Origin of the sequence: Priestia koreensis (assembly GCF_022646885.1) — a bacterium.
Taxonomy (GTDB): Bacteria; Bacillota; Bacilli; order Bacillales; family Bacillaceae_H; genus Bacillus_AG; species Bacillus_AG koreensis_A.
Genome location: NZ_CP061869.1, coordinates 124,940 through 140,401, shown reverse-complemented (window position 1 = coordinate 140,401; position 15,462 = coordinate 124,940). Strand labels below are relative to the sequence as shown.

The following is a 15,462-nucleotide window of genomic DNA, read 5'->3' as shown; positions in this document are numbered from 1 at the left end:
CAATGAAATATGATATAAACTCACTTCTTATATTTATAGAATAATGATTAGTAAATTAAGTATTAACAAGTTTTATAATATTTAATATGGCTAGCATACTGAAAACTCAGTAAAAGAAGTTATATAAATAATATCAACAAAATATCTAGAATATTTTTACTATTATTCCTTAATTATGTACAAAACATCTTTACTATAATATATTTCATGAAGGCAATGGTCAATGTTTTTAAGGAATATTAGGTATCTCTAAAGAGGTTAAGGACAATGTGCTGAATTAAATGAAAATATTTCATCCTAAACTGCGTGTACTAACTGTTTGATTTTTGTAAAATAGTAAAATTTAATTTTATTTGGTAAAATATTATTATAACTGTTTAATTTAGATGGGGGAATGATTACATGGAAGTTAAATCTTATTTTTCGGATTTTTTAAAGAATATTAGGCTAACATCAAATCAGACTAATGATTTAAAACAAGGCCATAAAACTTTAAGAAAAAGGTTGCTAGCAGATGAGAACATTTCGCCCCATATTATAACCACCTTTTTACAAGGAAGTTATCGTAGAGCTACTGCTGTAAGGCCAAAAAATAACAATAAATCTGATGTTGATGTAATTGTTGTGACCAACTTAGACTCAGAACAATATACACCTCAACAGGCTTTAGATTTATTCATTCCATTTTTAAAAAAGCATTACGATAAAAAATGGAAGATGCAGGGGAGATCCATTGGCATTGAACTGAGCTATGTTGAATTAGATTTAGTTATAACATCAGCCCCATCAGAGGTACAAACAGAACTCTTAAAATCTGAAAGTGTATCTATAGATTATTCTTTGGAAGAATTACATCACTGGACACTTACAAAGTCTTGGAGTTTTTCTAATGAAGATTCAAAAGAAGAGGCGGCATGGAAAAGTGAACCACTCTTAATACCTGATCGTGAAGTTAATGAATGGCAAAAAACAGACCCTTTAGCACAAATTATGTGGACTTGGGATAAAAATGCTACTTGTAATAGTCATTATGTTAATGTGGTTAAAGCATTAAAATGGTGGAAAAAATTAAACCCTGATCCAAAATATCCAAAGGGCTACCCATTAGAGCATTTTATTGGAAACTGTTGTCCTGATGGTATAACTTCAGTTGCAGAAGGAGTCACTTTAACTTTAGAAAATATAGTTTCAGACTATCCCTCCAAACCTGTTTTAGCAGATCATGGAGTTCCCGAACACGATGTGTTTAAACGTATTACTGATGAAGAATATAAAGATTTCTATAGTTTAGTGTCAGATGCCGCCTTATTGGCAAGAGAGGCGCTGGATTGTAAAGATAAAGTTGCTAGCATTAATTTATGGAGAGATTTATTCGGTCCCAAATTTCCAGAACCACCATCATACGTAAATGAAACTCAAAATAGCTCCTTTACTAAAAGAGAAGCACCTACATCTCATGTATCAGGCGGGAGATTTGGATGACAACTAAAGTAGTTCCTAGTGAATCATTATTGAGAGGGCGTAGAGCAACAGAATTTATTGAAGAAATAACTTTATTAAACGATTTGGAGTGGAAAGAACCCATAAAAAAATGGGTTCTTCATTGTTCTTTCTTTTCACATAAAATAGAATCTACTATTTTACCCAAAGAGACTGAATGGTACATATTAATTGATGATGACTATCCAAAAGGTAATATTAGAGTTTTCCCTTCAAAAGTTAATTGTTTTAATGAAACTTTTCCACATCAAATGTATAACGGGGAAGGAAGTAAAGAATTTCCATGGCGTTCAGGAATGCTTTGTCTTGATACAAATGTTAGAACACTAGGTCGTTTCGTTTCCAATAGCGAGCCGTTCGAGGCAGATAAACGTTTAAATTGGTATCTTGAAAGGGCGATACACTGGCTGATAGCAGCTTCATCAAATACACTCACGCTAAGCGACGAGCCCTTTGAGTTAATTGACTTTCCTCAGTCTTCATCTCTAAAATTAGGTTTTTTAGAAAATCACCAGTCATTTAAATACTGGAACTATACTGACGTTACGTGTGGTATTGCAGAATTGTCAGTAATATTGCCTGGTACATGTATAATCAGGGCTTTTAAGAAACCTAACGGCCAATGTTTTAGAGAGATCAATTGGGGAAACTATGTTTCTAATTTCAAATACAATAATAGAGTGCTAGGATTATGGATTCTTTTAAAAGAGATGCCATTTTTAGAACCTTGGCAGGCTCCATGCACATGGGAAGAACTAGCAGCCGTGTGTGCTAATCAAGGAATTGACTTACAAAAGAAAATTAACTCATTAACAAAAAAAAAATACTTATAAAAATAAACTAGCTTCTATCTTAATAATTGGTTTTCCCATAAAGAAAAATTTAAATGATCAAGATTCAGAAATTTTTTGGAAAGGGATAGAAATACCTATTTTGTTTAGTATTAAAGAAACTCTTAATAGAACTAAATTAAAAGAAAAAAAAGGTATGACGACAAAATTAAGTCATTATGTAAATGAACGTGGAAAAATTAATTGGATGCATTCTTTTAATTGGTCAAAAGAGTCAGTAATGAGTAGAGGGATCTTACCTAAATCTTTATGCAACTCAAAAATAATTCAGATAGGAGCAGGCTCTCTAGGAGCCTCTGTAGGAGAATTATTAATAAGAGGGGGTATTGAAAAATTAGGTATTATGGACTTCGATTTATTAGAAATGGGCAATATCACTAGACACACGCTTTTAATTGACGACATCAATAAAGATAAAGCACAATCATTGGCTGATAGGCTTAATCGTGCATCATTGCATAGCAAAGTAACGGCACTTAAAGGCGACATTAAATACAATTTAACTAATAATAGCAAAGATCTAGAGAGATATAATGTGGTCCTAGACTGCACAGGTGAAGATGATGTCTTAAATGAACTAGAAGACTATACTTGGTCCAAACCGAAAAGGTTCGTATCCATTTCTTTAGGATTTGGGGGTAAACGATTATTCTTTTTTAGTACTACTGCTTTTAGTTTCCCAAACCAAACTTTTAAAAAATTGGTTCTTCCTTGGTTAATAAAAGAGCAAACATATTATCAAGATTATTCATTACCTAGAGAAGGATTGGGGTGTTGGCACCCCTTGTTTCCGGCTAGAGTTGATGATATATGGATGATGGCAGCAACTGCCGTAAAGAATCTTGAGAGCATTTTTCAAGAACAAGATATTTCCGTATTCAAAGTTTATGAACAGAAGATAGTTGATGGGGTCTTTTCAGGCTTAGAACTAATTGAAGAAGTGAAATTTAATGAATAATTTAACCTTTCAAGATTCTAAAGCTTTGTACAAAGTTACTATATCTAAAAAGTTAATTAAGTACATCCAAAAGTTATGTCATCAGTCTTCACCCAATGAGACTGGTGGTATCCTCATTGGATATTATACAGACAAGTTTAATCTAGCGATTATCACTAAAGTATTAAGCGCACCATCTGATTCAAGAAGTGGACCTACATGGTTTTATAGAGGTACTTCTGGAATTAAAAAAAATTTAGATACATTATGGAAACGCAAAAAACAATTTTATATTGGAGAGTGGCATTATCATCCAAATAGTAGTTCAAATCTAAGTTATCAAGATATTAAACAAATGAAATCTATTGCTAATTCTCATTCTTATAATTGTCCAGAACCAATCTTACTAATAGTGGGAGGAAATGATTTAAAGTGGGAGGAAAGTATTTATATTTTTCCTAAAGGTAAAGAATATATTTACTTAAGATAGAATTTTAAGTAGTCACAGTAAGATAAATATTTAAGGAAATTAAATAGTAATTAATAGAGAAAGAATTTTTAAAGGCCTTTGTAGAGAACACCTTTTAAAAAATTCTTTCTTTGTTTTATTGAATAAATTATCAAAGAAAGAAGCTTCTCCTTTTTAACAATCATTTATATAAATTAAAAGAACATTAATAGGAAATTTAACTTATTAAAGAAATTGTAAAAAACAATATGATAATAAACCTTTATATAACAGACGCTTTGGCCACTTTTACAATCTAAAACTATTACTTTCTCCACAATAATTACTTAAGTTATTCACTATCTTTATTTTATCGGAACTATATTTTTTTAACATAAATATTGGTTATTTACTTCATAAAATATTATTTTTTCATTAAATTTTTGTTTTTTTTCATATTATTGATTTTCATTATCATTAATTTGCTTGATTGAGCTAAGAAAGATAATTAAACGAATCTAAGTATTGCAATAAAAAAAGAAAAAATAGGATAAAAACAAAAAAACGGCATAACAAAAAAGGGTATTATAAAGCGTTAATTTTTGCCTGGTAATACCCATTCGCAATTTTTTTCATATACATGAATAAGTTGGACTCCATTTCATGAACTAGCTTTCTTAAAGACGATGGATCTTCGTGCAAGAACAATTCTTTTATGAACGATTTGGAAGAATCAATTGTACGCTCCATCATGTCTAAGCCAAATTCGTGTACTAACGCATGGATGTCGGTACGTTTAATCGAATAGTCACCAAATTGCTTAAAGAATGATTTAAACCCTTCAAATAAGCGCTCTGCCTGTACTTTTTCCAATTGCTTTTGGCGTTTACTGTTAAATGGTCCAACTAAATTGAAGCTGAGAATAAATCCATCTTTGATCTTTTCTATTGTGGACTTTCTAGGTTGTTTTTCTTCGAACAATGCTTTGACACAATCATCTTTCTCCAGAACATTCACATGAAAAATAGATGTAAGACGATTTACCATTTTTTTAATGGCTGCTTTATACCCGATATAAGAGGGGAGTACATTTTTCACCTCTGTATAAGATAACAGCGCTTCTGTATCTCGTTTAACATTTACTTCTGACTCGTAAGCATATAGGGCACGAAGCGCAATACGCAACATATTAATATTCTCTACTTTTAATAACTCATAAATTACTTCATCAGAAATAGAGGTATAACCACTTTTAGAGTGATACTTGTCCAAAACAGATTCAATAGAAGTAGCCGCATCAGCTGGGACATCATCTTGATCTTTTTTATGTAAGTCTAAAAAGTTTTCTAAGTATCCTACAAATGAAACTTGTATGTATTCTCCCCATAAACGATCCCACTGAATGATATCGTGCTCTTCAAGGGCTTTATTGTTATTTTGAACAGTTCGAACGGAGCAATCAATTGTAGCTGCTAGTTCTTCTTCGGACATTAATGCAATACGGCCCTGACTATCACATTTAGCCATATAAGCAAGAACTTGTTTGATTAAGGATTTTGTCCACTTAATGTTTAAAAAGTTCTTAGCGATCCCCATAGCATGCTGTTCATAGTAATATGTATTGTCTCGTTTGGTTTGTCTACTTACGCCACTAAGCGCTACTAACAGTTTGTTAGCGATTAGTGTATGTCTTTTTAAGACTAGGCTCATCATGATGCCCCTCCTTTCCGTACATTTCTACTTTTACAGTATAGGTACAGTATAGCCATCTGTAAAATGACACTTTTGCACGGAGAAATGGAGCAATTTTTCAACAAACCCTTACGTACCAAGGGATTAAGTCGGACACAATTGGGGTGACACTTTTGCACGGAGATTTGGTACAAAAAACATACTAATCTAGCAAAAGCCCTGGTATATCAGGCTTTTTTAGCGACGAAATATCCTAAAATTAACTTTTATATACATATAAAGGAAAAAAGAAGAGTTTTTTTTAGCTCAAAGTGACACTTTCGCACGGAAGAACGGTACAAAAATGCAAAGAATAGTCTATAAGGGAGTAAAAGTGACACTTTCGCACGGAAGAACGGTACAAAAATAGGTTAAAAACGTGAATTTGGGCAAAAAAAATTCACAATTAAAAATGAGAATTTGGCATGTTTTTGTCTAAAAACAGTGGAAAGAGGGGATTTTTGATAAAAGTGACACTTTTGCACGGACAAACGGTACAAAAAACACTTTTGCACGGAAAATCGGAACAAAAATACGAAATTTGATACCTTTTTGACACTTTTTGTTCACATTTTGATAGGGTTTATATTCTGAAAAGCAGGAGGAAACCTTGTTGTGAAGCAGGTTCCAAGTGAAGTGACACTTTTGCACGGAGATTTAGTACAAAAAAGCAGATATAGGACACATATAAACACAAATTCCAAAAGTGAAATAAAAAAGCTGCGCTACCCCTTAATAAAATAGGGATATTCGCAACTTTAGTACATAATTAGGATTGTATTTTTTGTGCTCCTAGTTAAACAAGAACACTTTTGACATTCTGGTAAAACGATAGCGGCGCGTATTCATAGTCACCAGACAATAAATCTTGTACTTCACTTTCACCAACAGGTATAAAGGAAATTTGAAATACCTGACCGGATCGCTTGTAGGATTCAACCGCTAATTTTTGTTCCACAAGTTCATCTAGGGCTTTTTCAATCTCAACTAAGTTTTCATTTTTACGTCGCTTTCTAAAGCGGATTTTGGTTGAGAAATAAAGGTAATCACGAGCGACTGTATAAGACGAGTTTGTTTCATAGCAGATCAAGCGCTCCTTTTGCATAATGAACAATAAGTGATAAGCTGCGTCTAAGCTCAACTTCTCTACCTTATTTTTATAAATCCGAACAGTTTGGCGTTGGATATAGTCTCGGTAAATCACTTCATTTACATGAATCTCTGCAATCCTCGTACCATTCGGCATGGTGGTGATATCCACATAGTCAAAGATACCATAGGCAATCTTTTTGTCCTCTTGTATTTTAGTCATGCTATAGTGTTTCATTTTAGTGATGCGCTCTTCAATGTTTTTGTAATTGCGCTGGCTATCAGTGTTATACATAGCTTTTACTAAATCGCCAATTTTAACGTTAATCACTTTCTGAGTGGCAAAGAGTTCATCTCGCTTACTCATAATTTCTAAAAACAATTTATAATCAGAGCGATCTAAGTCATTAACTTTGTTACCTGTTTCCTCTGCGTACTCTTTTTCTATAAGCAATTCATAATCTGTCCCATCTTCTGAGTTGTACGGACTAGTGAAGTATTCTTTTTCTCCTTTTTTTAGCAATGGTTGCTCAACGATTAATTTGGCCCTTGAATTTGAGAAAAAAGGAATTTCTACAGTTGAAAAGGGACTCTCAATAATATTTTGATGCTGATTGTTTTGAAACGCTGGATCGAGTAGAATTGAGCCGATTAAAATGGCAATGTCTGTTGAAATGGCTTTTTCTCTCTGCGTTTTAGTTTTCTGATTAATATATGGATAATCTGTAATCAGCATTTTGTCGTCTTCACACCAGTCTTCCAATACCTTGATTCGGCTGTTGATTAAGTCCTCTGGTGACGCGACATTTTTAAATTGGGTTTGAAATAACTCTTCTCCGTTAGTTTCGTAATAAGGTAACAGAGCCTTATACTCGCCAATTAATTCTTTGTTTTTCTTAGGATCTTTCCTTTGATAGTCTCGAACAGCATTATCCAACCATCGTTTTTTCGTTCGACGTAAAAAATCTTTTTTTAAGGAACGTAGTGTTTCCTGAACATCTTTATTTTCATAATGTTTTTGGTAAAGAGGAAGGATAATACTTTCTAAATCACTGTCTTTATCACTCTTAAACGTTAAATCATAGACTGATAAAAGACGTAGCGCTGATATCCGATCAATTACTTCTCTTATCAAGAATGAAGAGAACTCCACGCTTCACAACCTCCTTTTTAACGTGCATAATTACCACTAAATCTTTCGAGAAATCATACTCATTATTGGTCCGTTATATCGTTATTATACAGGTTTTTTTGGTGTAATTTATGCTTAACTATTAATTTAGTAGTTATTAATGTAGGAATCATACTGTAGGAATGAAGTAACTGCAATTGAAAATATAGAAAAGATGTCTATGGGATAGGGAGAAGTAGGTACACAAAAATACGTATGATTTCACGAAAATAGACGTAAAAAAACCTTCCACGAATGGAAGGCCTTTTTACAACTAAGCAAAACCCTACTATGGGAATTACGTATATTATTAGATTGTGGACTAATAATAACATACTGTTAGTATTTTGTCAATATTTTTCATAATAAACTTTTATTGGTAAATATGGTATGATGATCTTTAACTAACAAAACTTGTCTTTATTTGTCTTTTTGCCACGAATCAACTTCGTTTATGGTAGAAAGTAACTAGAGACTATGGTTTTTTGCTGTTCTTAAAATTAGTAGGTTCGTGGTTGGAAGACAAAAAAAAATCTCGACTAACGAGATTTACAGATTCCAGGAGTGGAAGAGGGTACCAAACCTCAACCATAACATACCGCATCATACATAACCTCATAACAGGCACAAAAAATGGAAAACTTGACGACCAATCAAGCGATCCGTCCCGCATCAACAGCCGTACACGTTCCGTTACACCCACCACCACGTGGAATAACGCAGCGTCTCAATAAACCACCAAGCTTATTGAGTGTGACGATCATGTTGATAATATGACGAGTATGGGAATTGTCAATAACGTTAGACGAAACTCATACAAAAACAAACACAAGCGCAAATAAATAAACACAAAAAAAATGTATTTACTCGTAATTTTAACAGATTTCCACCAGAAGTCCCCTTCCTCAAGGGACGATAAGGGCGAAGCCCAGTGAGTAGGTGGGGGATGAATGGTGGGTAGGTATAAGTCTGAAACGAACATATGTACTTGTTTTCTTTTTCTTTTTTTGGTAAGATAGGAAGATAGTCCTGACAGAAAGGAGTGAATGACGTGAATGTTCAAATGGAAACACCACACCGAAAAGGCACAAAAAAAACATTACCCCAAGGATGGGTGACGCTCGGGTATCAATATGCGATTTTCCCTACAGACGAGCAGAAAGAACGCTTAAATCGCGCGTTTGGGTGTGAACGTAAAGTCTACAATGAATATGTTGCCCATCTCTACACCGAATTAGAAGCCTCCGGCTTTGCAGGTGGATTCATTCGCCATAAGGTTCCAAATTACACAGAATTTACGCGTCGTTTTGCCTTTTTAGATCGTTCCAATGATTCATTTGTATACAACGATGCCAAAAGACGCTTTCAAGCTGCTGTTCAAAAATATAATGAAACCTTTGCGCGAAAACCAATCCAGTATAAAAAGAAGGCACGAAACCGAATGAACACGGAAGGATACATTCCTTCGGTTCGTGATATAAAAGGATTGCCTCAGTTTCACCAGAAGAAGAACGCCAAACACAGCTATACCACGAACCAAACCAATCAAAATATCCGTGTGATTCACGAAAATGGAGCGGTCTTTTTACGTGTGCCCAAATTCCCTGAGGGAATTTCCCTTCAACTACACCGTCCCTTACCTGCGGAAGGACTCCTAAAAAAAGCCACCATCCAACGAGAAGGTGAGCGTTATTTGGTGTCCCTTTCCATCGATTTCCCTTCGGAAAAAGTGGAGAAAAAACACAATGTTTCTGCCGATAAAGTAATTGGATTGGACTATAGCCAAGCGGACTTGTATGTGGATAGCGAAGGTCGAAAAGCAAATTACGGTCGATATTACCGACTCATTGAGAAACGTCAACGTCGAATGAATAAGTCCCTAGCTCGTAAGAAAAACGCAGCTCCTCTCGATGAGAATGGAGCGATTCAGTACAGTCGTAACTATCAAAAACAAATGAACGCGTATCAAGCATTACTGGCGAAGTCTAAAAATCAACGAAAGGATTTCCTTCACAAGCGTAGTTATCAGATAACCAATGAGTACGACGCGATTGTGGTAGAAGATCTTGATTTGACGAACCTTGCTCAAATGCGAAAACTAGGGAAAAATGTGCACGATAATGGCTTTGGAATGTTCCGCACAATGTTGCAGTACAAAGCAGAGAGAAACGGTAAACACTACATCCTAGCGGATCGCTATTTCCCTTCAAGTAAACAGTGCAGTCAATGCGGACACCTCCACGATAACCTTTCGCTCTCTGATCGTGTGTATGTGTGCCAAAATGACACGTGTTGCACAAAAATCGATAGAGATTATAATGCCGGATTAAATCTCAAACACTATGGAATTCGTGTTTTGAAGGAACAAGGTATGACGTTATAATTTGTCTCGATTTTTTCTAGCGGTCGGAACGCCGCGAAGGAAAGGCATCGGACACGACCATTTAGGCGTGGATGAAGATGCAATAAAAGAAAAGGTCTTACGATCTTGGAAGCCCCCACTTCAAGCAACCCGTAAGGGTGCTAAGTGGCGGGTAGTTCACCAGTTTTCTATATAGAAAGCAATAACGAGAGAATAGAGAGAAAATTATACAAATTAGAGAGATAAAGTCATTGGGATGTGCGTGTTAGCTACTAAAAAGGTTATAAGGTTGCAAGGTTTGTGTTTCACTTGGAAATAATTAACGATCTGTAGATGTTCGTGTTTAGCAATAATTTATTACTCCTTTTTGTTCAACGAAAAGAGCAAATTTTATATTGTGAGTCGAGATATTTCCACCGTTAACACCTCGGAAGTGGGGAAAGGAAATGTCTAACAGAGAATATGAGATCACACAAATGCAACATAATGGTGTAGCTGTCTCTGCTTCATTCTTAATTAACCTGTTTAATTTAGAGAAGTATTATAATGATGGCCAAACTTTCACAATTGTAAAGAACGGAAAAATTAGAGAGCGCTATTTATCCAAAGTTACACGTACTGACATCATCACAATGATTTTTCTACACGCAGTATGTAATACAAATGGGCGTATTAGTGACACGACCATTCACAACTTATATAAAAGCCGCATCCATTTGTTTGCTGTTCCTATATCCTACAGTGAATTTAAGCACTCCTTGAAAAAATTTGAAGTTCAAGGCTTAATTGATGTACGTGAAAATATGTATACGGGACGATCTACGATTCAATTAAACCATTTTAAACAAGAGAACGGAAAGCTAGAGCGCTATGTTATCTTGCATCCGATTGTCTTCACTGAAACGTTTCTAACACAATCCATTGATTATTGGAAGTTGTACCTGATTGCGTTACTGCAACTCCAAAAATCAAAACAGGGGTTGGGTTTCTTTCGCAAGTTTAATAATAAGCTATCACTGGATCAAGAGCATACCGATTTTTACAAGAGTGGTTTGAAACAACTTCTACACAAACAGGAAAACAGCGATGTACGAAAAGTCATTGACCAATTAATGACGATTCAATATGAAGGAAAACCGTTGTTTACACGTGTCCCTGGGAAAGAGGTCATTAAGAAGAGGGGCAGAGCGTTCGATGTGGTCCATATGAAGATCCATGATAACTTCATCGTACAAGATGATAAAGGAAACTATCGTATCCCTCTTAAGCAGCCTGAGCGCTATAAAAAGGTTGCGACGCTCATTGACGATCTACTCTATAAAGCGAATTCGTTAGATTTAAAGGAACTTCTACTGGATTATGACGGTAAATTACTTAATGACTTGCTATACATACTAAAAGGTCGATCCAAAACACATATCACGTATGCAATTGAGACACTCATTGAGTATTGGAAAGACACCAAACAACTACCAAGTGATCTTCAGCAGTTTGTTTTGAGCTTAGTGAAACGAAAATCAGAAGCACAGTATATGATGATTGCGAAAGAAGAAGGGATCTATGCGTATCTGGCCCATCGCAAGACAGGCGAAGAATTAGAGGAAGCGCGTGAACAGTTTCTCTCTACGATGAGCTTCCACAGTAAACGTATCTTTAAGGTGATGTGTCGTGAAACCAAACCTTTGTTGGACAAGTTCTTTTCAACGGAAGAGTTTACTGAAAAAGATTATGAGGGTTCATCTGACCTTAACCACCTAAAGGGAATTGACCTGGTGCGTCAGATTGCATGCAAAAAGAAAATTGATCCTGTTGCGTATCAAGCACTAGAAAACCAAGCACTTGAATGGCTAGGAAGTGAAACAGAAGACGGAATCGTGAGTATGATCCTGAATGAGTTAGAAACGTTAAAACGTGCTCAAACGGTGCCAGCTCTTCCTTGGAAGTTTGATTTGGCTCAATACATGAAAGATCACTACAAAAAATACAGTCTAAAATTCTCATAAACTATGCTGCAATGACCATTTCAAAAAAATAGAATGGATGTAGCGTAGTTGTTCTGATCATTAAAACGTAAAAAAACATAAAAAACAATGTTAATACTGTGGAAAGTGTTGGAATTGTGAAGAAATTCATCACATTTGTGGATAAGTATGAGGCATAAATTGCTAAACATCTCACTCTAATTTCTGATAATTTAAGTTCCATGTTTTTTTATGTTTTAGGTTTAGTTCATTATTGCTTTTTTATGTTTTTTAAAAGAGGGATTTTGTTTTCTTATGTTCATTTTTCAACTCTTTGTGTATTTTTACTTTTCAAACACCCTTAATCCTATGAGATACAAGGGATTAGGCGATCCTAAAGAAGGTTTGTTTTTAAAGAAGATTTGTTTTTAAAAGAGGTTTGTATAGTTAAAGTAGTTTTAGCATGACTAAATTAGTAGCCGTATTATTTAATGTGAATTACAATTATTTCTAAAATTATCGCTATACATAAGGAGAACATACATGCAAAAAATCAATGACATTTTAGCTGTTTTTGCCAAAGCAAATAGTAACTATCATTCAGCATCTTTCTACAGGTTTTCAAAGCTATCAGAAAACCCTAACGAGGATATCGAAGCTGCATTTAGAACCAACCCAGATGTAAAACCACACGATCGAGTAGACACAACGTTGCTACAAAACTGGCGTGACGAACTATTCACCAAGTATCCAGACAATGAGCGGTCATGGCTTCATGCAGAAATAGACGGCTATCCTTCAAAAGGAAAAGCAGGGAAAGACTATATCATTGATCTTATTGTAGAAACACTAGGATCGCTCCCTACAGACGTCTATTATGTTGAGGTTGATCCATATGGGTATTATGCTTGTTCCGATGAGGAATATATTTTCAAGACGAATGAGGGCTTATATCTGTACAGTATGCAGACACATGACTAATCAAGTCCTCTACTATGAACAATCGAAGTAATCCGTCTAATTCCAACCAGAAATATATGGTAAAAATAAAAGGTTTATAGTATACTAGACCTACTAATTTATAACAAATGGGACGTCCCCAATGAGCAGACAAGGTTACTTGTCTAGTTTGTTGGGGGCTTTTTTGTTTCTATTACACATCGAAAGGACGGAAGAGCATGCAGTATCCAATGGAAACACGAATGGGAAAGTTACAAGATCTCATCCTCGCTTGTTTACTTTCCGAAGGAGAAATTGAGTATTCTGAGAAGCAATACGAACTAAAAGCTGAATTTAAATCAGAAACCTTAGATTACCTGAAAAGTTATGTAAGCGAATATTCACTACAACCCTATGTAGAGATTCATCATCGAAGAAATGAGCTAGTTATTCAGGCTTCGTCTTTGGAAAACACGTATGAAAAATGGTATCGAAATGACATGAAAATCTTCAGTAATCGGATGGACCCTAAGAATATGACGTTTCATGCCATTATTCTGGCGCTTAATTTATTTGGTGTAAGAAAGTATGAGTCCCTTCACCTTAAAACATCGATTCAAAAAGAGAAGCTACCTATGCTGACTCATATTCTTCGTTATCATATCGGAGACGTGTCAATTGTACCTGGTCAAAGAGAAATAAAAATTTTTAATGTCGTGCAGTTATTTGATGAACTAGTAGATACGTTAACGGTAATGGACAGTTTTTATTTATTTCGTTTCTTATCTGTACATGACCGAAAAAAATTAAGAGCGTGAGAAAGGGGGGAGACAAATGAAAGGAAAAGTGTTGAGTATTCTTGCCTTTTCCATTTTCCTTGCAGGCTGCGGAGGAGATGCGGTTTCACAGGAAGCAAATAAAGCTGAAAAGGTGGCAACTAAAAAACAATCTAGTGAGAAAAAGAGTGACATGAATGAGGACAAAGCTATTGAAGCGTTTTATGAAGTGCGTAAGCGCCCAATGGACGAAGTAAACAAAGAAGCGGCGACGGATGAAGTACAAACCAAAGATCCGAAGGCCTATAAAATTGTTCCAGCGGATCATTATACAAATGCCATGGACTTTCAGTACTTTGTCGGAGAATACCTCCAAAATTTCTATAATGGAACCATATCTGATAAAGACATGCTAAAGTTCTACCAAAATTACGGCTCAAAAGATCGAAAAGAGTTTATTTTCTCCAACGAAGCCAATTCGAAGAAAATCTTTCATACCATCGTGAAGGAACGAAAGAAAGCCAAACAGATCGTTGAGAGCTATGTATTAACCGATTTAGAGTTCGATGATACCGGGAATGAAGCTTACTTCTACCGTAAGCAAGTCACAGAGGATGGAAAAGAAATTTACAATGTCACCACTATCCGAAAAGAGGGTAGGTATTGGACATTTGATATGGACGAACCAAGTCCAGCATTCATTGAAAAAGAGGAGACGAAATAATGGACCAAAAATTTGATACATTTACCCATACGACGAACCGTTTAGAAGCCCTCTATCGTCATGATGAGAGCTTTCGCCAACAATTAGATCAATACAAGGGCTTCTACATCGCAAAGTTCTGGGATCTTATTACATCGGAACATGATCGTAATCGATTTGTAGAACGATTCCTTGAAGCCTTTGATTCCCAATTTTTTAATGGCTACTTTATCGCCACTGAAATTCTTCACCATGAGGAAACGGTGATGCCCAATGAGTGGTTCCAACAACCAAGAGGGACGATCAAAGAACAGATTCCAGGCTATATCAAACGAGCGCTTGGCGGGGAATTTAATGAACAAATGAAAACGACTCTTTCTCAACGCATTTTGTCATGGGTGATTCAGGAATTTGAGGACATTCGTCCCATTATGAACCAAGCCTATTGGGAGATTGTTTGTTTAGGAGCGGAGCAAGCGTTTCGAGATGAAATGTTTGAGAGACAAGTAGAAATGATGGAAGAGCAAGAGATCGTAAGAGGGGCGTTACATCGCATAGATGACTTTTATTTTGTTGATCCTCAGAAATACTTTGCGCCCGATCAAAAAAGCGCTGAGATGGAAATATGGAGCTTACACACATGGTCTGCAATTGAAGCACCCGTTAGTAAGATAGGGGAACTCATGATCATTAACCGTCGTGTGATTGATGCGGAAAGTGCGGTAAATATCCGTCTCTACTTAAAGAGCACCATCCATGATAATGAACGAATGAAGATCGTCGAACACGTTTTGTACCAGCTGTCACAGCGTTTAAATCTCGGACAGGAGTACTTTATGGTGGACATTGCCATCATTGAGGATTTCTATCTATTAGCTAGTAATGCTATGAGCGTATTAAAATAGCGTATTAATATATAAAGAACAGTAAAGAGGCTAAGTGCTTACAAGGTATAGTCTCTTTTCTGTTGGAGATAAATGTTTTCACTTTATGC

At 35.5% G+C, this 15,462-nt stretch carries 12 protein-coding genes; 10 read left to right on the top strand and 2 right to left on the bottom strand.

Annotation, left to right across the window (positions count from 1 at the left end; all coding sequences use genetic code 11):
- The first annotated feature begins 402 nt into the window (after nt 1-402).
- The 4 genes from IE339_RS24350 (at nt 403) to IE339_RS24335 (ending at nt 3,778) form a co-directional block, all read left to right on the top strand.
- Nucleotides 403-1,482, top strand: coding sequence for an SMODS domain-containing nucleotidyltransferase (locus IE339_RS24350; protein ID WP_242176345.1), 1,080 nt, complete (start codon nt 403-405; stop codon nt 1,480-1,482).
- Nucleotides 1,479-2,333 carry a hypothetical protein gene (locus tag IE339_RS24345; protein WP_242176344.1) on the top strand — a complete coding sequence of 285 codons (855 nt, stop codon included), beginning with the start codon at nt 1,479-1,481 and terminating at the stop codon, nt 2,331-2,333. The genes IE339_RS24350 and IE339_RS24345 overlap by 4 nt, the downstream gene beginning before the upstream one ends.
- A gap of 100 nt (nt 2,334-2,433) precedes the next feature.
- Nucleotides 2,434-3,309 (top strand): ThiF family adenylyltransferase, encoded by an 876-nt coding sequence (locus IE339_RS24340; RefSeq protein ID WP_242176343.1) that lies wholly within the window; start codon nt 2,434-2,436, stop codon nt 3,307-3,309.
- A complete protein-coding gene (locus tag IE339_RS24335; RefSeq protein WP_242176342.1) occupies nt 3,302-3,778 on the top strand; it encodes a Mov34/MPN/PAD-1 family protein in 477 nt (158 codons plus the stop codon). The genes IE339_RS24340 and IE339_RS24335 overlap by 8 nt, the downstream gene beginning before the upstream one ends.
- A 543-nt stretch (nt 3,779-4,321) precedes the next feature.
- Here the strand turns inward: IE339_RS24335 and IE339_RS24330 are convergent.
- On the bottom strand, nt 4,322-5,449 hold the full coding sequence (locus IE339_RS24330; protein WP_242176341.1) for a hypothetical protein: 1,128 nt from the start codon (nt 5,447-5,449) through the stop codon (nt 4,322-4,324).
- An 814-nt stretch (nt 5,450-6,263) separates the two neighbouring features.
- The gene (locus IE339_RS24325) at nt 6,264-7,709 is read right to left on the bottom strand and encodes a hypothetical protein (RefSeq protein ID WP_242176340.1); all 1,446 of its coding nucleotides are present in this window, start codon (nt 7,707-7,709) and stop codon (nt 6,264-6,266) included.
- A 1,069-nt stretch (nt 7,710-8,778) separates the two neighbouring features.
- On the opposite strand from IE339_RS24325, the gene IE339_RS24320 reads away from it, so the two are divergent.
- The 6 genes from IE339_RS24320 (at nt 8,779) to IE339_RS24295 (ending at nt 15,373) form a co-directional block, all read left to right on the top strand.
- Nucleotides 8,779-10,110, top strand: coding sequence for an RNA-guided endonuclease InsQ/TnpB family protein (locus IE339_RS24320; protein ID WP_242176338.1), 1,332 nt, complete (start codon nt 8,779-8,781; stop codon nt 10,108-10,110).
- A gap of 425 nt (nt 10,111-10,535) precedes the next feature.
- Complete coding sequence (locus IE339_RS24315; protein WP_242176337.1) at nt 10,536-12,092, top strand: hypothetical protein; 1,557 nt, start codon at nt 10,536-10,538, stop codon at nt 12,090-12,092.
- Nucleotides 12,093-12,593: 501 nt separating this feature from the next.
- Nucleotides 12,594-13,031, top strand: a complete 438-nt coding sequence (locus tag IE339_RS24310) for a hypothetical protein (protein WP_242176335.1) — start codon at nt 12,594-12,596, stop codon at nt 13,029-13,031.
- A gap of 197 nt (nt 13,032-13,228) precedes the next feature.
- Nucleotides 13,229-13,807: a hypothetical protein gene (locus tag IE339_RS24305; protein ID WP_242176334.1), complete on the top strand. Its 579-nt coding sequence runs from the start codon at nt 13,229-13,231 to the stop codon at nt 13,805-13,807.
- Between the two features lie 16 nt (nt 13,808-13,823).
- Nucleotides 13,824-14,489: a hypothetical protein gene (locus IE339_RS24300; RefSeq protein WP_242176333.1), complete on the top strand. Its 666-nt coding sequence runs from the start codon at nt 13,824-13,826 to the stop codon at nt 14,487-14,489.
- Complete coding sequence (locus IE339_RS24295) at nt 14,489-15,373, top strand: hypothetical protein (RefSeq protein WP_242176332.1); 885 nt, start codon at nt 14,489-14,491, stop codon at nt 15,371-15,373. The genes IE339_RS24300 and IE339_RS24295 overlap by 1 nt, the downstream gene beginning before the upstream one ends.
- The last annotated feature ends 89 nt before the right edge of the window (nt 15,374-15,462 follow it).

Bases quoted from the DNA above. Each gene is read 5' to 3' on its own strand.
- IE339_RS24350 (WP_242176345.1), top strand. From the start codon at position 403: ATGGAAGTTAAATCTTATTTTTCGGATTTTTTAAAGAATATTAGGCTA.
- IE339_RS24345 (WP_242176344.1), top strand. From the start codon at position 1,479: ATGACAACTAAAGTAGTTCCTAGTGAATCATTATTGAGAGGGCGTAGA.
- IE339_RS24335 (WP_242176342.1), top strand. From the start codon at position 3,302: ATGAATAATTTAACCTTTCAAGATTCTAAAGCTTTGTACAAAGTTACT.
- IE339_RS24330 (WP_242176341.1), bottom strand. From the start codon at position 5,449: ATGATGAGCCTAGTCTTAAAAAGACATACACTAATCGCTAACAAACTG.
- IE339_RS24315 (WP_242176337.1), top strand. From the start codon at position 10,536: ATGTCTAACAGAGAATATGAGATCACACAAATGCAACATAATGGTGTA.
- IE339_RS24310 (WP_242176335.1), top strand. From the start codon at position 12,594: ATGCAAAAAATCAATGACATTTTAGCTGTTTTTGCCAAAGCAAATAGT.
- IE339_RS24305 (WP_242176334.1), top strand. From the start codon at position 13,229: ATGCAGTATCCAATGGAAACACGAATGGGAAAGTTACAAGATCTCATC.
- IE339_RS24300 (WP_242176333.1), top strand. From the start codon at position 13,824: ATGAAAGGAAAAGTGTTGAGTATTCTTGCCTTTTCCATTTTCCTTGCA.
- IE339_RS24295 (WP_242176332.1), top strand. From the start codon at position 14,489: ATGGACCAAAAATTTGATACATTTACCCATACGACGAACCGTTTAGAA.